The sequence below is a fragment of the Pseudomonas baetica genome, assembly GCF_002813455.1.
Lineage (GTDB): Bacteria > Pseudomonadota > Gammaproteobacteria > Pseudomonadales > Pseudomonadaceae > Aquipseudomonas > Aquipseudomonas baetica.
In genome coordinates, this window is record NZ_PHHE01000001.1 from 6815903 (window position 1) to 6833805 (window position 17903).

Here is a 17903-nt window from a genome sequence, read left to right on the forward strand (position 1 = left end):
GTCATGCAGATCGAGAACAAGGTTTTTATCGTCACCGGCGGCGCCTCCGGCCTCGGTGCGGCCACCGCTGAATTGCTGGCGAATGCCGGCGCCAAAGTGATGCTGGTGGACATGAACGCCGAAGCGGTGGCCGCTCAGGCCCAGCGTCTGGGCGCGCAAAGCGTCGTCGCCGACATCAGCAACGAAGCCGCCGCCGAAGCCGCTGTGCAAGCGACTGTCCAGGCGTTCGGTAGCCTCAACGGTCTGGTCAACTGCGCCGGCATCGTCCGTGGCGAAAAAATCCTCGGCAAAAACGGCCCGCACGCACTGGCCAGTTTTGCTCAGGTGATCAACGTCAACCTCATTGGCAGCTTCAACATGCTGCGTCTGGCCGCTGCGGCCATCGCCGAAAGCGAAGCCAATGCCGACGGCGAGCGCGGCGTGATCATCAACACCGCCTCGGTGGCGGCGTTCGACGGTCAGATTGGCCAGGCAGCCTACTCGGCGTCGAAAGGTGCCATCGCCAGCCTGACCCTGCCGGCCGCCCGTGAGCTGGCACGTTTCGGCATCCGCGTAATGACCATCGCCCCGGGCATTTTCGAAACCCCGATGATGGCCGGCATGACCCCGGAAGTGCGCGACTCGCTGGCGGCCGGCGTACCGTTCCCGCCGCGCCTGGGCAAGCCTGCCGAATACGCTGCGCTGGTTCGGCATATCATCGAAAACAGCATGCTCAACGGTGAGGTGATCCGTCTCGACGGTGCCTTGCGCATGGCCGCCAAGTAAGGAGGATTTGTCATGACTATTTCCAACGATCCGATTGTCATCGTCAGCGCCGTTCGCACGCCGATGGGCGGCTTTCAGGGCGAACTGAAAAGCCTCACCGCGCCTCAGCTTGGCGCTGCCGCCATCAAAGCGGCGGTTGAACGCGCCGGTGTTGCCAGCGATTCGGTTGATGAAGTGCTGTTCGGTTGTGTACTACCCGCTGGCCTTGGTCAGGCGCCGGCACGGCAAGCGGCCCTGGGCGCCGGTCTGGATAAATCGACGCGCTGCACCACGGTCAACAAGATGTGCGGCTCGGGCATGGAAACCACCATTCTGGCCCACGACATGCTGATCGCCGGCAGCGCCGACGTGGTGATCGCCGGTGGTATGGAAAGCATGTCCAACTCACCGTATCTGCTGGATCGTGCCCGCGCCGGCTATCGCATGGGCCACGGCCGTGTGCTCGATTCGATGTTCCTCGACGGCCTCGAAGACGCCTACGACAAGGGTCGGCTGATGGGCACTTTCGCCGAAGATTGCGCCGAAACCAACCATTTCAGCCGCGAAGCGCAGGACGCGTTTGCCATCGCCTCGACCACCCGCGCTCAGCAGGCGATCAAGGACGGTAGCTTCAAGGACGAAATCGTCCCGCTGACCGTGACCGTCGGTAAAGAGCAGGTACTGATCAGCCATGATGAACAGCCGCCGAAAGCCAAACTGGACAAGATTGCCTCGCTGAAACCGGCGTTCCGCGAAGGTGGCACGGTGACGGCGGCGAACTCCAGTTCGATCTCCGACGGCGCAGCGGCGCTGGTGCTGATGCGTCAGTCGCAGGCGCAAAAACTCGGTCTGAAACCACTGGCGGTGATCCATGGCCACGCCGCGTTTGCAGATACCCCGGGCCTGTTCCCGGTGGCGCCAATTGGTGCGATCAAGAAGCTGATCAAGAAAACCGGTTGGTCGCTGGGCGACGTTGATCTGTTCGAGGTTAACGAAGCGTTTGCTGTGGTCGGTATGGCGGCGATGACTCACCTGGAAATTCCTCACGACAAGCTCAATGTGCACGGCGGCGCTTGTGCCTTGGGCCATCCGATCGGCGCCTCGGGCGCAAGGATTGTGGTGACACTGCTCTCGGCCCTGCGCCAAAGAAAGATGAAACGCGGGATTGCGGCGATCTGCATTGGCGGCGGTGAGGCAACGGCCATGGCCGTGGAATGCCTCTACTGAACACGCTCTGATCCCTGTGGGAGGGGGCTTGCTCCCGAAGAGGCCGTGTCAGTCACATTACTTCTGAATGACACACCGCTTTCGGGAGCAAGCCCCCTCCCATAGAGGATTGTGTTGTAACCCGGATTTAAGGATTCACCATGATTCCCAACGAAGACCAAACCCAGATCCGCGACATGGCCCGGCAGTTTGCCGAGGAACGCCTGAAGCCGTTCGCCGCCGAGTGGGATCGCGAGCACCGCTTCCCGAAAGAGGCCATCGGCGAGATGGCCGAGCTGGGCTTCTTCGGCATGCTCGTGCCGGAGCAGTGGGGCGGGTGTGACACCGGCTACCTGGCCTACGCCATGGCCCTGGAAGAAATTGCCGCTGGCGACGGCGCTTGCTCGACGATCATGAGCGTGCATAACTCGGTAGGTTGCGTGCCGATCCTCAAGTTCGGCAATGACGACCAACGTGAGCGCTTTCTCAAGCCGCTGGCCAGCGGCGCGATGCTCGGCGCGTTTGCCCTCACCGAACCACAAGCCGGTTCCGATGCCAGCAGCCTGAAAACCCGCGCACGTCTTGAAGGCGATCACTACGTGCTCAATGGCTGCAAACAGTTCATCACCTCCGGGCAAAACGCCGGGATCGTGATCGTATTTGCCGTGACCGACCCGAGTGCCGGCAAACGCGGGATCAGCGCGTTTATCGTGCCGACCGATTCGCCGGGTTACAAAGTCGCTCGCGTCGAAGACAAACTCGGCCAGCACGCCTCGGACACCTGCCAGATCCTCTTCGAAGACGTCAAAGTCCCGGTGGCCAACCGATTGGGCGAGGAGGGCGAAGGTTACAAGATTGCACTGGCCAACCTCGAAGGCGGGCGCGTCGGCATCGCCTCGCAAGCGGTGGGCATGGCCCGCGCCGCGTTTGAAGCGGCGCGTGACTACGCCCGCGAGCGCGACACCTTTGGCAAGCCGATCATTGAGCACCAGGCTGTGGCTTTTCGTTTGGCCGACATGGCCACGCAAATCGCCGTCGCCCGGCAGATGGTGCATTACGCAGCGGCCCTGCGTGACAGCGGCCAACCGGCGTTGGTCGAGGCTTCCATGGCCAAGCTGTTTGCCTCGGAAATGGCCGAGAAGGTCTGCTCGATGGCGTTGCAGACCCTTGGCGGTTACGGTTACCTCAACGACTTCCCGCTGGAGCGCATCTACCGCGACGTGCGTGTCTGCCAGATCTATGAAGGCACCAGTGATATTCAGCGCATGGTTATTTCGCGCAATCTTTGAGAAGGAATTTTGTTCATGACTTACGAAACGATTCTGCTGGAAACCCACGGCCGTGTTGGCCTGATCACCCTCAACCGGCCGCAGGCGCTGAACGCCCTGAATGCGCAACTGGTCAGCGAAGTGAACGCCGCGCTTGATGGTCTGGAGGCCGATGCGAATATCGGTTGCATCGTCATCACCGGTTCAAAAAAAGCCTTCGCTGCCGGTGCCGACATCAAGGAAATGGCCGACCTGACTTACCCGCAGATCTACATGGATGATCTGTTCAGCGACAGCGATCGTGTGGCCAACCGCCGTAAGCCGATCATCGCTGCAGTCAACGGCTTCGCCCTGGGGGGCGGCTGTGAGCTGGCGTTGATGTGCGACTTCATTCTGGCCGGCGACAACGCCAAATTCGGCCAGCCGGAAATCAACCTCGGCGTCTTGCCGGGCATGGGCGGCACCCAGCGCCTGACCCGTGCGGTGGGCAAGGCCAAGGCCATGGAAATGTGCCTGAGCGGGCGCTTGATTGATGCGGTGGAAGCCGAACGTTGTGGCATCGTCGCGCGGATCGTGCCGAGTGATGAATTGCTCGATGAAGCGCTGAAGGTGGCCGCAGTAATCGCCAGCAAGTCGCTGCCGATTGCGATGATGGTCAAGGAAAGTGTGAACCGTGCGTTTGAGGTCAATTTGACGGAAGGCGTGCGCTTCGAGCGCCGGGTGTTCCATGCGGCGTTTGCCACGCAGGATCAGAAGGAAGGCATGGCGGCGTTTGTGGCCAAGCGTGCGCCGGAGTTTACCGGTAAGTGATGCGTCGCCCCGGCTGACGCCTTCGCGAGCAGGCTCGCTCCCACATTGGTTCTGCGTTGTACGCAAATCTCCTGTGGGAGCGAGCCTGCTCGCGAAGCTTTTGAGGCCAGATCAAAAGATCATAGCCTCGTTCCACTCGACAGCTCCTTCAGGGTTAGAGTTGGTAGTTTTTCAGTTCGCGGGCAATCACCATCCGCTGAATCTCGCTCGACCCTTCATAGATCTGGGTAATCCGCGCATCGCGGTAGTATTTCTCGACCGGATAGTCCTCCAGATACCCATACCCGCCATGAATCTGAATCGCTGACGAACAGACCTTTTCGGCCATTTCCGAGGCGAACAATTTGGCCTGCGAAGCCTCCGACAAACACGGCTTGCCCGCCGTGCGCAGCCGCGCCGCATGCAGAATCATCAGCCGCGCCGCGTTCAATTGCATGTGCATGTCGGCCAGCAGATTGGCGATGCTCTGATGTTCGTTGATCGGCTTGCAGAACTGCACCCGATCACGGGAATACGCCAGCGCCGCTTCAAACGCCGCACGGGCGATGCCCAACGCTTGCGCGGCAATGCCGATGCGTCCGCCTTCAAGGTTGGACAGGGCAATGGCCAAGCCTTTGCCGCGTTCACCCAGCAGGTTGGCCTCGGGAATGCTGCAGTTGTTCAGCGTCACCGCGCAGGTGTCGGAGGCGCGGATGCCCATCTTGTGTTCGGTGCGATCAACGATGAAACCTGGGGTGTTGGTCGGCACCAGAAACGCGGAAATGCCTTTCTTGCCCAGATCCGGATCGGTCACCGCAAACACGATCGCCAGTTTCGCTCGTTTGCCGTTGCTGACAAATTGCTTGGCGCCGTTGATCACCCATTGGCCGTCACGCAGTTCGGCGCGGGTGCGCAGGTTGTGTGCTTCGGAGCCGGCCTGGGGTTCGGTCAGGCAAAAGCAACCGATGGTTTGGCCGCTGGCCAGATCCGCCAGCCAGGTTTGTTTCTGTGCTTCACTGCCGTAGTTGAGCACCGGGCCGCAGCCAACGGAGTTGTGGATGCTCATGAACGCACCGGTCGCACCATCACCGGCGGAAATCTCTTCCACCGCCAGCGCATAGGCTACGTAGTCGACGTAAGTGCCGCCCCATTCTTCAGGGACGACCATGCCCAGCAGACCCAGTTCACCCATCTTTGACACCAGGGCGTCATCGATCCACCCGGCCTTTTCCCAGGCTTGCGCATGGGGCGCGATTTCGCCACGGGCAAAGTCCCGGGCCATGTCGCGGATCATCACTTGCTCTTCAGTCAGTTCGAGATCGTGCATGGCTCAGCTCCCGCTCTCATCAAACCCGTGGAAGAAACTCGCGACGTGGCTTGCGTCCAGTGCAGCAAGGGTGGGCGGGTTCCAGCGAGGTGTCTTGTCTTTGTCGATCAGCAGGGCGCGCACGCCTTCGATCAAATCGCCACGGGCGAACCATTGGAGATCCAGGTGCAGCTCCAGAGCGAAGCAATGTTCCAGGCTCAGATGCCGGCCACGACGGAGCATTTCCAGGGTCACGGCCATGGCTAATGGCGAACGGGTTTGCAGCAGGTCAGCGGTGCTGGTCGCCCATAGGTGGCTGTCGGCAACGGTCACCTCGCGCAGTTGTTCGACCATGCTCGGCACGTCCGGCAGCGCGAAGAAATGGTCGATGGCCGGGCGCAAGGCTTGGAGCGGCGCATCGGGCAGCGTTTGTACCGCGTGTTTGGCCAGCAGGTTTTGCAAGGTCTTGAGCGGCGTGTCCTGCCATTCCATCTGGTCGAGTTTTTCATCGAGCAGTGCCAACTTACTGCTGTCCAGATACCAGTCAGCCAGTCCGCAATACAGCGCATCGGCGGCGCGAATCTGCACACCGCTGACGCCCAGATAAATCCCCAGCTCACCGGGAATGCGCGGCAGGAAATAGCTGCCGCCGACGTCCGGGAAATAACCGATGGCCACTTCCGGCATCGCCAGACGGCTTTTCTCGGTGACCACGCGCAGATCGGCGCCTTGCACCAGCCCCATGCCGCCGCCGAGGACAAAGCCGTCCATCAAGGCCAGCACCGGTTTGCGGTAGTGGTGAATCGTCAGGTCGAGGGCGTATTCCTCGACGAAAAAATCTTCGTGCAGCGTGTCGCCGCTCTTGTAACTGTCGTAGAGCGAACGAATGTCGCCGCCAGCGCAAAAGGCTTTTTCACCGGCACCGCGCAGCACCACTGCGTGGACATGGGTGTCGGTAGCCCAGGCGTCGAGCTGCTGTTGCAGCAGGCGAACCATGTCGAGGGTAATGGCGTTGAGGCCGGTGGGGCGGTTGAGGGTCAGGTGACCGATGTGGTTGCGAACCTCGGCCAGCACTTCGTGTTGCGTGGCATCCATGGACTGAGTCCCCGGGGATGAAGCCTGAGCAGTCATCACTAACTCCCTGCTTTTATTGTCTTTATTCGAGAAGCTCGCGCGCGAGCGTTAGCCGATCGTAGCAGTGCAAATTTGCCGTGTACAACCGGGATATTCGCAGGGGGAGTTTGCGTTTTTACCTTGGTCGAAAATGTGTGCGCTCCTACACGGGTTCAGGTGAAGGTTTGGGTAATGCTGCGCCGTTTTGCGTGCCGTTCGCTGGCGTGGATCAGTTGTTCGAGGTCTTCGGGAGTGACGTCGATGAAGGCTTCCATGTCGGCCAGGGCCCGTTTCAGGTCTTCGGCGGTGATAGCCTGAGTGTCGACCGGGGCAACCGCCGGCGCAGGTTCGGCGGGACGTTTTGGATAGCGAATGCGCGTCAGGTTGTTGTAGGCCAGCGCGCTGGCAAGCATGCACGCGGCGCCGAGCATCACCGGCGCCATGGCTTGCCAGTCCAGGGCGATGGTTGCGGGGTCGGCGAGAACCAACGTCAATGCCAAAGCTCCCGCCGGCGGGTGCAGACAACGCAGCCAGCACATCAGGATCAAGGCCATGCCCGCCGCCAGACAGGCGCTGCCGAGGGTTCGGCCGAGCACATGGGCGACCAGCAACGCCATGACGCCGGCACACAGATAACCACCGAGAATCGACCATGGCTGGGCGAGGGCGCCGGAGGACACGGCAAACAGCAACACTGCCGATGCACCCAGCGGCCCGATCAGGTGATAAGCCACCTCGTGACCAAACACCTGAGCGCACAGCCACACACTGAACAACGTGCCCAATGCCATGCCGATTGCGGCGCGGCTCCATTCGGTGGGGCGAGTGTTGATGGCGGCGGGCAACCAGCGAGCGAGCATGTAAAAACGATCCTGTAAAAAATGGCGGGCAAAAAAAAGGACTTGTCCGGCAATCCGGAAAGCCCTCGAAACGTTCCAACTATTGGGGGAGGAACGCGCACAGTGTGCCGATCTATCTCGATGCTGACAAATTCATATTAATGCAGTTTGAGTGCATTATTTTTGAATTGAAGCAACCCTTCGTCCGCTGACGAAACACAAGTACCCGCCTAATGCGGCGAGCGCACTCAGGGCATAAAACATGCTCGGCGCCGGTGTGTGCATCAGTAGAAACCCACACATCACCGGGCTCGCTGCACCGCCCAGCGCCGCCAGGTTCTGCGCGCCGTAATAACTGCCACGCAGTTCCTCCGGGGCGAGGGTGTCAACGAAAAGGAAATCCGCCGGGTAAATGATCATCTCGCCGAGGGTGAAGATAAACATCGCCACACACCAGCCAATCAGGCTGTCGGCGAAGCTGAAGCCGATCAGCCCGACGATGAACAGCGCCGTGCCCCCGGCAATCCAGTGTCGCAGGTGCTCGCGCTTGAGCAAGCGGCCGATCTGGTACTGCAGCAAAATCACCGTGATCGCGTTGCAGGCAAGCAGCGCGGCCATGGTGTCCAGTGTTTGTTGCTGGGTGTGCGTCACTAGCAGGTATTGCGACAGGTACAAAGTGAAGCGTCCGTGCACCAGTGTGCTGAGCAGGCAACCGAGGACGAACAGGATCATCGTGCGGTCGTTTTTCAGGATGATCAGCGTCTTCAGAAAGCTTTGCGGTTGGCCGACCGTGCTTATCGGGCGCACCTCTCTGGTAGCGCCGAGCAGCAGGAAAATGCTGCCGATGGCAATCGCCCCGGCGACGATAAAAGGGGCTGACGGTTGCACCCCGGCAATCACCACGCCAATCATCGGGCCGACGGCGTAACCGATGTTGGTCAGCGTGTAATTCAGGGAAAACGCCTTGACCCGTTGGCCCAATGGCAGATTTTCGCTGAGGATCGCCTTGGAGCAGATCAGGAACAGCGCCGACGCGGTTTCGCTGATGATCAGCACCAGCGTGACCAGGTACAGGTCCTGCGCGAAGGTCAGGAGGATCAGACCGATGCCGCTCGACAGCATGGTCAGAATCAGCAACCGGCGTTTATCCAGCTTATCGATGATGTAGCCACCATACAGCGACAGCAGCGTCGCGTTGAACACCGCAACGCCCAACAACAGGCCGACATCCTGTGGGTCAAGTCCGAGTTTGTTGCTGAGGAACAAGGTCAGCAGCGGGCTGATCAGGGCGCGGCTGATGACGACGGTCAGCGAGCTGATCATCAACCGGCGAATGAGGCGCGAATAGGTGGCCACGAAGAGGTCAATGTCCTTATTTCAAAATGCGCGAGCGGGCGTGGTCAGTGTCACGGCGCGCAACAGTCTGCTACGCGCGAATTCAACGGCCACTGATACAGTCAGAGCCCTTGTTGCAAAGCCGGATCATCAGGATTCATCTGCTCCAGCTGGGCCAACAGAATCTGCACGTTCTGCAATTGCCCGCTTTCCTTCCAATAGTTGATCAGCAACACCCGCGCCTTGCGATCGGCGGGATGGCGCTGAACGATCTCCTGCAATTGCTTCTGCGCCGCTTCCAGCTCTTCGGCGCCGTGCAGGGTGGTGGCAAGGTCGTAGCGGTAATCCTTGTTGTCCGGCTCCAGCTCCACGGCTTTGGACAAACCGAGCAGGGCATATTCGCGTTGCCCGTGATGCAGCAGCCACAAACCCAGAGCATGTTGCAGATAAGCAGAGTCTGGCTGCGCTTTAAGCTGTTGCGCGAGCAACTGTCGGGCGGCATCGCTCTGACCCTGGCGATCAAGCACATCGATCTGCATCACCAGCGCCGGCAAGTTGCCGGGTTCCAGACGCAGGGTATTGTCCAGCGCAGTCTGCGCCTCTTTGAGTTCGGCGTTATGCAGATGCAGACGGGCCAATTGCGCGTAGGTGGCGGCGCTTTCGGGTTCGCCTTTAAGCGCCTGTTCCCAGCCATCGATCGCTTGCTGCAACGGTGCGAAATACAGGCCCAGCTCATCTGGCGTCAGGCCGAGTAATGCGTTGATCGCGGCGAAGCGCACGGTTTGCTCTTCGTCGTCGAGCAACGGCCCGAGCAACAGGCTGCGTTGCCCGCCCGGTACCAATCCGACAATGCTTTTGATGGCTGCCAGGCGCACTTCGGGGGCTTCGTTGAGCAGGTCGGCGTCGGCCAGTTTCAGGGCTTGCGGGCTCGGATAATTAAGCAGTTCGGCATGCAGCCAGATCCGCCGTTTGACCGACAGGTCGGGACGGCCCAATTGCTGATACAACTGACGCGCCGCGCCCGGTTGTCCGGCACGAGCGGCGGCCAGCGCTTCGCTGTAGCCGTGTTTGATCGCCTCGGGCACCACGGGCGCGGTGCTGCGCAGGGACAACCAGCCGATGAGTATGACGAGTACGAGGCCAAGGCTGATAAACAGATAGCGGCGCGATTGAGGCATGCAGATTTCCGGAAGCTTTCGTACTGGAGCAGAGCAGCAAGCTTCGGTCAGCTCGGGCCGTGAGTCAAACCCTGTGCATGCGAAACGCCCTACAAACTGCGTCGACTCTGTGAACCTCCATGCGTCGATGCAGTGTCTACGCTTGGTGAAGTTGTTTCGACGAGTGCGCCCATGCAAGCCCTGTTGATTTATTTCAAGGCAGTGACTCATCCCGGTCAGGCCATCCTGCTGTTTGCCCTGCGTACCATTGTGGCGGGGTTGCTGACCCTGTACCTGGCGTTTGTGTTCGATCTTGATCAGCCCAAGTGGTCGATCATGGCCGTCGTCATTGTCAGTCAGCCGCTCGCAGGGATGGCACTGGCGCGCAGTTTTGGTCAGGTGATCGGCACTACCCTGGGCGCGGCGGTAGCGGTATTGATCATGTCGATATTTCCCCAGGCACCTTTGCCGTTCATTACCACGCTGGCACTGTGGCTGGCGCTGTGCACGGCCGGCGGTACGTTGCTGCGCTACACCAGCTCTCAAGCGTTTGTGCTCAGCGGGTATACGGCGGTGGTAGTGGCATTACTGGCAGTTCCCGATCAGGACGGCACGTTTCTGCTGGCCGTCACCCGTGTTACCGAAACCTTGCTGGCCGTGGCGTGTGTCTGCGTGGTCAGCCTGCTTACGGCGCGCCCGCAAGCCGTTGCCACGGGTTACTTCGCCAAAGTCGATCAGGTGATCAAACTGGCAGCCAGCCATGCCGCTGCGGTGCTGCGCACGGAGGAAAGTGAAGACGATTTCCAGCGTCGACAAATGCGCTTGCTCGCTGAAATCAGTGCTCTGGAGGGTTTACGTCGGCATTTGTACTTCGATGCGCCACGTTTGCGCAGCGCCAATAACCTGGTGCTGTTGTTGGGTAATCAACTGATGCTGCTGACCTCGCGCCTGACCGCCTTACGGCATCAGCGTGAACTGCTGACTGAGCGCTGGGAGGGCGATCTGCCGCTGGACATCCAGCGTCTGCGGGCCGAGGAACTGGCACTGTTCGACCAGTTGGCGGAGCAGGGCAGGTCGCTGCCTGCGGCGTCGCGCCATCAATTTTTCACGCTGCAGCAGCAGTTCGAGGCGCTGGCTTACGAGGCCGAGCAACTGACCGAAGACATGAGCGCCACCCTGCGTTCACTGGCCTGGGCGTTGCGCTGGGAACAGGCGCGGCTGTTACAGCAATTCGAACAGATTCTGGAATTGAGCGAGGCCATACAGGAAGGGCGCGAGGCCAGTTGCCTTTACCGAGGGCAGTCCAATCCTTTGCATCTGGATTTCACGCTGGCCTCGATGAACGCAATCCGCGCCTTTACCGCGTTGCTGGTTGCCGGCTTGATCTGGATCGAAACCGCTTGGGACGGTGCACGGGGCGGCATGATTTTGGTGGGGATTCTCTGTTCGCTCATGGCGACCTTCCCGCGACCGTTGATGGCCGCGCAGAGTTACGCTCGCGGGTTGGGGCTGGCCCTCGTGGTATCGGCGTTCTATCAGTTCATGCTGGTGCCGGCGATCAGTGATTTCGAGCTATTGGCCTTGCTTCTTGCACCGTTGCTCTATGTGATCGCGGTCGGCATCGCGAGCCCGGCTACAGCGGGAATCGGCATGGGGCTGGGGTTGTCGAGTTTTCTCCTGCTCGGCCCGCAGAATGTCGGCACTGGACAGAACACCGCGATTCAATGGTTCGAGTTCGCCGGTGCGTATGTCAGCGCGGCGATGCTGGCGCTGATGGTCTATGCGTGGATTTTTCCGTTCCGGCCGGCATGGCGCATTCGTCGTCTCTATAACGAAGCGCGGGAGCAGGTCTACCAACTGACCAAGGCGCCGGCCACCGATGAACAACAATTTGCCTTCGAAAGCCGCATGGTCGATCGCCTGACCAGCATGCTGGGCTTGCTGCCTGCCGTGGATGACCGCCCCACGCAGCAACTGTATGAAGTCAGTCTGGCCTGCGTGGCACTGGGTGTGGCAATGCACCAGCTCAGGCAACAGGCGCAGAACAATGCGCTGTTGACGGACGCTTACAGTCAACGCTTGTCCTCGGCGTTACGCAGGACCGGACGCCTTGTGGCAGGGCGTCAGGGCGCGCAACTGGCGCCGGTGCTCGCGGCCCTTAATACACTGGGCGATGAGCTGGATGATCTGCACGTCGCCAGCCATGAACATCTATGGGCGGTGTTTCGCATGCGTGTGGCCCTGCTGATTGTCGTGTCATTCCTCGAACGCCACGGCGAACACCTGCAACACAATACCCCCGTAGGAGAACCGGCCCTTGCCCATTGATTTCGAGATTGGTGGCGTTTATCTGCCGCCCATTGCCCAGGCCTTGCTGCTGGCCATACCGATTTTCATGCTGTTGGACGGGTGCTTGCGGCGCTTGGGTGTATTGCGTCTGGTCTGGCACGAAGCGCTGTTCGAAGGCGCGCTGTATGCCTGCGTCTGTGCCGCGCTGATTTTGTTGATGGGAGCCTGATGCCTTGAAAGTGTTAATCGCTCGATCGATGACCCTGGCAGTGGTGCTGCTGGCCCTCGTGCTCGGCTGGTTTGCCTGGGAGCATTACACCCGTGCACCGTGGACTCGAGACGCTCGGATCAGGGCGGATGTGGTGACGCTGTCGGCGGATGTTTCGGGGCGCATCGTCAGCCTCGCGGTGCAGGACAACCAGCATGTCGACAAGGGCCAGTTGCTGATGGAGATCGACCCGGCGCGCTACCAATTGGCGGTAGAGCATTCGCGGCGCTCGGTTGAGGTGGCGAAGGCGACGCTGGGGCAGTCGCAAGCCGCGATCGTTGCCAGTGAAGCTCTGCTTAAGCAGCGCCAGAGCGAAGAGCGGCGCCGGCGTACGCTCAAGCAGGGGTTTGCGATCTCCGGCGAAGAATGGGAGAAATCCAGTACCGACGTGGCTGTGGCTCAGGCGGATCTGTTGCGCAATCAAGCCAACCTCGGACTGGCCGAGGCCAATGTGCAATTGGCGATTGCCGCACTGACCCAGGCTGAACTGGATCTGCAGCGTACCCGCGTCGAATCCCCGGTCAGTGGCTACGTGACCAATCTGCTGACACGCCAGGGCGATTACGCCGTGGCCGGTGGCGCCTTGTTGGCACTGGTGGACAGCGATTCGTTCTACGTCAGTGGCTATTTTGAAGAAACCAAGTTGCCGCGCATCGAGGAGGGCGATCGAGTGCGCATTCAATTGATGAGCGGGGAAACCTTCGGCGGCACGGTACAGAGCATCGCCTTCGCTATTGCTGACCGGGAGAACGCACAGGGCAGTCGACTGCTGGCGAACATCAACCCGAGCTACACCTGGGTGAAACTGGCGCAGCGGGTGCCGGTGCGGATCGAGATTGACAAGGACTACGCCGGCAAAAACCGCCTGCGCGCCGGTACAACCGCCACCGTCAGTGTTCTGGAGGCACAAAAAAGCCCCGCGACCGAATGATACGCGGGGCAAAAAATTGGTTGGTTGCGGCCAACCAAAGGAGCTCTTTAACAACCTTTACTGACTGGCGACCTGCTCCGGTTGCCAGCCACCACCCAGGGCCTTGTAGATTGCGACAACGCCGCGATACAGATCGACTTCGGCCTGGGCCTGACTGTCTTCGGCGTTCAACCGTTCACGCTGCGCGTCGAGCAATACGAGGAAGTCCGTGGTGCCTTCGCGATAGCGAATCTCGGCCAGATCGGCAGCCTTGCGGCTCGATTCACTCTGACGGATCAGCGAGATCAACCGTTGCTGCCGTTTGCCGTAGTCGCTGAAGGCGTTTTCCGACTCTTCCAGTGCCAGCAGCACTTGTTGCTCGTAGGTCGCCAGCGCGCCCTCGGCGTCCGCATCGGCACCGCGCAAACGCGCCCGCACGCTGCCAAGGTCGAACGCCGCCCAGGTGATGCTCGGGCCCAGTGCCCAGGCATTGGCTGCCGATGAACCGATCTGCGAACCACGTCCGGCGGTCCAGCCCAGAAAACCACTGAGACTGACCCGAGGGAACAGGTCCGCTTTGGCCACACCAATACGTGCCGTGGCAGAGGCCAGTTGGCGTTCGGCACTGAGGATGTCCGGCCGACGTTGCAACAGTTCGCCCGGATTACCGATAGGCAGAGCCTTGGCAATCGCCGGCAAGTCTTTAGGACTCAGGTCCACCGTCAGCTTGTCCGGGCGTTCACCCAGCAGGGTGGCGATGCGGTTTTTCTGCCGAACCTGCTCTGCCTGCAATTGCGGCACGCTGGCTTCAACCGACGCCAGGCGCGCGTCGGCACGTTCGACATCGAGCTGATCGCCAACGCCGGCATCACGCAGGCTGATGGTGATCTTGCGCGACTCCTGCTGGTTGTTCAGGTTGGCCACGGCGATCTTCTCGCGCAGTTGCGCACCACGCAGTTGACCGTAAGCGTCCACCAGTTCGGCAATCATGGTGACTTGCAGTTGGTAAAGATCAGCTTCGGCGGCCTGCTGGTCGGCGTCGCTGGCTTCCAGATTGCGCTGGATACGGCCAAACAAGTCCAGTTCCCAGGCCATGTCCAGACCCAGGTCATAGCGTTCGCTATTGACCCGGTTGGTGGTCTGGCCGGGGATCTGGCCCTTGGCCAGATCACTGCTGGCGCGGCTGGTGATGGTCGGCATCGCATCGTTGCTGGCGTCGTCGCGGATGGCGCGGGCGGCTTTCCAGCGGGCGAACGCAACACGCAGTTCACGGTTGCCTTGCAGCGATTGCGTCACCAACTGGCTGAGGGTCGGATCATCAAATTGCTGCCACCAGATGCCTTCGAACTTCGACCGGTCAAAGTTCTTCTGTCCGTTGGCACCGTCGGTGGCGGTCGTGATGTTGGCCGCCTCCGTCGCTGGGGTCTTGTAGTCGGGGCCGACGGCGCAGGCACTCAGGGCCAGCACCAGCAGACTCGGCAGGAAGACTTTCAGACTCATTGTTGCGCCTCCAGTTTCAGGGCTTTTGCCGCTTTGCGGGCTTCACCGCGTTCGACAAAGTTACGGATCAGTACGTAGAACACTGGCGTCAACAGCAGACCGAAGAAGGTCACCCCGAGCATCCCGGAGAACACCGCCACACCCATGGCGTGACGCATCTCGGCACCGGCACCGCTGGAGAACACCAGTGGCACCACACCCATGATGAACGCGAAGGAGGTCATCAGGATCGGCCGCAGACGCAGACGGCAGGCTTCCAGCACCGCAGCGAGCGGGTCGAGGCCTTCTTCCTGTTTATCCTTGGCGAATTCGACGATCAGAATCGCGTTCTTACACGCAAGCCCCACCAGTACGATCAAACCGATCTGGGTGAAGATGTTGTTGTCACCGCCCGAGATGATCACTCCGGTGATGGCCGACAGCAGGGTCATCGGTACGATCAGGATTACCGCCAGTGGCAGGCTCCAGCTTTCGTATTGAGCAGCGAGTACCAGGAACGCCAGCAGTACGCACAGAGGGAACACGAACAGCGCGGTGTTGCCGGACAGAATCTGCTGGTACGTCAGGTCGGTCCACTCGTAGGTCATGCCGTTCGGAAGTTCTTCCTTGAGCAGTTTCTCGATGGCTTTTTCCGCCTGGCCGGAGCTGTAGCCGGGGGCTGCTGCACCGTTGATTTCTGCGGTGATAAAACCGTTGTAGTGCATGACGCGATCGGGGCCCGAGGTGTCGCTGACCTTGATGAAGGTCGCCAGCGGGATCATTTCGCCTTTGTTGTTGCGCACTTTCAGCTGGCCGATCTGGTCGGATTCGAGGCGGAACTGTTGCTCGGCCTGAACGTTGACCTGATAGGTACGGCCGAAACGGTTGAAGTCGTTGGCATACAGCGAACCCAGATAGATCTGCAGGGTGTCGAAGATGTCACTGACGGCCACGCCATGGGTCTTGGCTTTTTCCCGGTCGATAGCGGCATCGACCTGCGGCACGTTCACGGTGTAGCTGGTGAACAGGCCGGCCAGTTCCGGTACGTTGTGGCTTTTGTTGATGATGTTCATGGTTTCTTTGTACAGCTCGTCGTAGCCCAGGTTGCCCCGGTCTTCGATTTGCAGACGGAAACCACCAATGGTGCCCAGCCCTTGTACCGGCGGGGGCGGGAAGATCGCCATGTACGCTTCTTGAATGTTCGCGTACTGGCCGTTCAGGGCGCCGGCAATCGCACCGGCGGACATGCTCGGATCTTTACGTTCGTCGAACGGTTTCAGGGTCACGAACACGATGCCGGCGTTCGGGCTGTTGGTGAAGCCGTTAATCGACAGGCCCGGGAACGCGACGGCACTTTCCACGCCTGGTTGTTTCAGGGCGAGGTCGGACATGCGCTTGATCACATCTTCGGTGCGATCCAGGCTCGAAGCGTCCGGCAATTGCGCGAAGGCCACCAGGTATTGCTTGTCCTGGCCGGGGACGAAACCGGTCGGGGTGCTGGAGAAACCGAAGAAGGTCAGTACCATCAGCCCTGCATACAGCAGCAGAGCAATGCCGCTGCTGCGGATAACCCGGCGCACGGTGCCGACGTAGCCATGGCTGGCCCGATCAAAGAAGCGGTTGAACGGACGGAACAACCAGCCACCGAAGAGCTTGTCGAGCACCTTGGAGAAGCGGTCTTTTGGCGCGTCATGGCTTCTCAGCAACACAGCGGCCAGTGCTGGCGACAGAGTCAGCGAGTTGAACGCCGAGATCACCGTCGAGATGGCAATCGTCAGTGCGAACTGCTTGTAGAACTGGCCGGTGAGACCGGAAATGAATGCCGCCGGAATAAATACCGCACACAGCACCAGTGCCGTGGCAACGATCGGGCCGGTCACTTCACGCATGGCGCGCTTGGTGGCTTCGACCGGTGTCAAACCGAGTTCGATGTTCCGTTCGACGTTCTCCACCACCACGATGGCGTCGTCCACCACAATACCGATGGCCAACACCAGGCCGAACAGTGACAAGGCGTTGAGCGAGAAGCCGAACAGGTGCATGACTGCAAACGTACCGATCAACGATACCGGCACCGCCACCAATGGAATGATCGAGGCACGCCAGGTCTGCAGGAACAGGATCACCACCAGCACCACGAGGATCAAGGCTTCGAAGAGGGTGTGAACCACTGCCTCGATCGAGCCGCGTACAAAGATCGTCGGGTCATAGACGATGCTGTAGTCCATGCCTTGCGGGAAGCCTTTCTTCAACTCGTCCATCTTCGCCCGGACTTCGTTCGAGATGTCGATGGCGTTGGAGCCTGGACGCTGGAAGATCGGGATCGCTACAGCGGGCTGGTTGTTCAGTAACGAGCGCAGGGCGTATTGACTGGAGCCCAGTTCAACGCGAGCAATGTCTTTGAGGCGAGTGATTTCACCGTTGTCGCCTGCGCGAATGATGATGTTCTCGAACTCTTCCTCGGTAACCAGACGCCCCTGAGTGTTGACCGACAGCTGGAAGCTCTGGGCATTCGGGGCAGGGGGCGCACCGAGTTGGCCGGCAGCGACTTGACGGTTCTGTTCACGAATCGCGGTGACCACATCAGTGGCGGTCAGGTTGCGCGAAGCGGTCTTGTTCGGGTCGAGCCAGACACGCAGCGAGTAGTCGCCCATGCCGAACAGCTGCACGTCACCGACACCGCCCAGACGAGCGAGCTCATCCTTGATGTTGAGGATCGCGTAGTTGGACAAGTACAGCATGTCGTAGCGCTTGTCCGGCGAGGTCAAGTGCACAACCATGGTCAGGTCGGGAGAAGCCTTGTCGACAGTGATACCGATGCGCGTCACTTCTTCTGGAAGCTTCGGCTCGGTACGGGTCACCCGGTTTTGCACCTGCACCTGCGCGTTGTCCAGGTCAGTGCCCAGCGCGAAGGTGATGGTCAGGGTGATCTTGCCGTCAGCGGTGGATTGCGAGGACATGTACAGCATGTTCTCGACGCCGGTGATGGCTTGCTCCAGCGGAGCGGCCACGGTTTCACCGATGACTTTAGGGTTGGCACCCGGGAAGTTGGCTCGTACCACCACGGTCGGTGGCACGACTTCCGGGTATTCACTGATCGGCAGCTGGAACAGCGAGATTGCACCGGCGATCAGGATCAGCAGCGACAGCACCGCTGCGAAGATCGGCCGTGAAATGAAGAATTGGGAAAAATTCATCGG

The 17903-nt window shown here is 60.3% G+C and carries 14 protein-coding genes; 7 read left to right on the forward strand and 7 right to left on the reverse strand.

The annotated features are described in order from the left end of the window. Window positions 1-3: 3 nt before the first annotated feature. The 4 genes from ATI02_RS31625 to ATI02_RS31640 all read left to right on the forward strand — a co-directional run bounded on the left by ATI02_RS31625 (window position 4) and on the right by ATI02_RS31640 (window position 4028). Window positions 4-765: an SDR family NAD(P)-dependent oxidoreductase gene (locus ATI02_RS31625; RefSeq protein WP_100848376.1), complete on the forward strand. Its 762-nt coding sequence runs from the start codon at window positions 4-6 to the stop codon at window positions 763-765. 12 nt (window positions 766-777) lie between these two features. Beyond that, window positions 778-1971: an acetyl-CoA C-acyltransferase gene (locus tag ATI02_RS31630; RefSeq protein ID WP_100848377.1), complete on the forward strand. Its 1194-nt coding sequence runs from the start codon at window positions 778-780 to the stop codon at window positions 1969-1971. A gap of 140 nt (window positions 1972-2111) precedes the next feature. Continuing rightward, window positions 2112-3239, forward strand: coding sequence for an acyl-CoA dehydrogenase (locus ATI02_RS31635; RefSeq protein WP_100848378.1), 1128 nt, complete (start codon window positions 2112-2114; stop codon window positions 3237-3239). Window positions 3240-3254: 15 nt separating this feature from the next. Beyond that, window positions 3255-4028: an enoyl-CoA hydratase gene (locus tag ATI02_RS31640; RefSeq protein WP_095187194.1), complete on the forward strand. Its 774-nt coding sequence runs from the start codon at window positions 3255-3257 to the stop codon at window positions 4026-4028. 154 nt (window positions 4029-4182) lie between these two features. On the opposite strand, the gene ATI02_RS31645 is transcribed toward ATI02_RS31640, so the two are convergent. The 5 genes from ATI02_RS31645 to ATI02_RS31665 form a co-directional block, all read right to left on the reverse strand. Continuing rightward, window positions 4183-5334 (reverse strand): acyl-CoA dehydrogenase family protein, encoded by a 1152-nt coding sequence (locus ATI02_RS31645; RefSeq protein WP_100848379.1) that lies wholly within the window; start codon window positions 5332-5334, stop codon window positions 4183-4185. A 3-nt stretch (window positions 5335-5337) separates the two neighbouring features. Continuing rightward, window positions 5338-6444, reverse strand: coding sequence for an enoyl-CoA hydratase/isomerase family protein (locus ATI02_RS31650; protein ID WP_100848380.1), 1107 nt, complete (start codon window positions 6442-6444; stop codon window positions 5338-5340). 155 nt (window positions 6445-6599) lie between these two features. Further along, a complete protein-coding gene (locus ATI02_RS31655; protein ID WP_095187191.1) occupies window positions 6600-7286 on the reverse strand; it encodes an HPP family protein in 687 nt (228 codons plus the stop codon). A gap of 156 nt (window positions 7287-7442) precedes the next feature. Further along, complete coding sequence (locus ATI02_RS31660) at window positions 7443-8621, reverse strand: MFS transporter (protein WP_100848381.1); 1179 nt, start codon at window positions 8619-8621, stop codon at window positions 7443-7445. Between the two features lie 101 nt (window positions 8622-8722). Further along, window positions 8723-9778 (reverse strand): tetratricopeptide repeat protein, encoded by a 1056-nt coding sequence (locus ATI02_RS31665; protein WP_095187189.1) that lies wholly within the window; start codon window positions 9776-9778, stop codon window positions 8723-8725. A gap of 171 nt (window positions 9779-9949) precedes the next feature. Between ATI02_RS31665 and ATI02_RS31670 the strand changes: the two genes are divergently transcribed. The 3 genes from ATI02_RS31670 to ATI02_RS31680 are packed head-to-tail and all read left to right on the forward strand — an operon-like array spanning window position 9950 to window position 13245. Beyond that, a complete protein-coding gene (locus ATI02_RS31670; RefSeq protein WP_100848382.1) occupies window positions 9950-12085 on the forward strand; it encodes an FUSC family protein in 2136 nt (711 codons plus the stop codon). Then, window positions 12075-12275 carry a DUF1656 domain-containing protein gene (locus tag ATI02_RS31675; RefSeq protein WP_095187187.1) on the forward strand — a complete coding sequence of 67 codons (201 nt, stop codon included), beginning with the start codon at window positions 12075-12077 and terminating at the stop codon, window positions 12273-12275. Before ATI02_RS31670 ends, ATI02_RS31675 begins: the two co-directional genes overlap by 11 nt. A 28-nt stretch (window positions 12276-12303) precedes the next feature. Continuing rightward, entirely contained in the window at window positions 12304-13245 is a 942-nt protein-coding gene (locus ATI02_RS31680; protein WP_420875237.1) for an HlyD family secretion protein, read from the forward strand. A 57-nt stretch (window positions 13246-13302) separates the two neighbouring features. On the opposite strand, the gene ATI02_RS31685 is transcribed toward ATI02_RS31680, so the two are convergent. Together ATI02_RS31685 and ATI02_RS31690 are read right to left on the reverse strand one after the other, a co-directional pair. Continuing rightward, complete coding sequence (locus tag ATI02_RS31685; protein ID WP_100848384.1) at window positions 13303-14724, reverse strand: efflux transporter outer membrane subunit; 1422 nt, start codon at window positions 14722-14724, stop codon at window positions 13303-13305. Next, the gene (locus ATI02_RS31690; protein WP_100848385.1) at window positions 14721-17900 is read right to left on the reverse strand and encodes an efflux RND transporter permease subunit; all 3180 of its coding nucleotides are present in this window, start codon (window positions 17898-17900) and stop codon (window positions 14721-14723) included. The genes ATI02_RS31685 and ATI02_RS31690 overlap by 4 nt, the downstream gene beginning before the upstream one ends. Window positions 17901-17903: the final 3 nt, after the last annotated feature.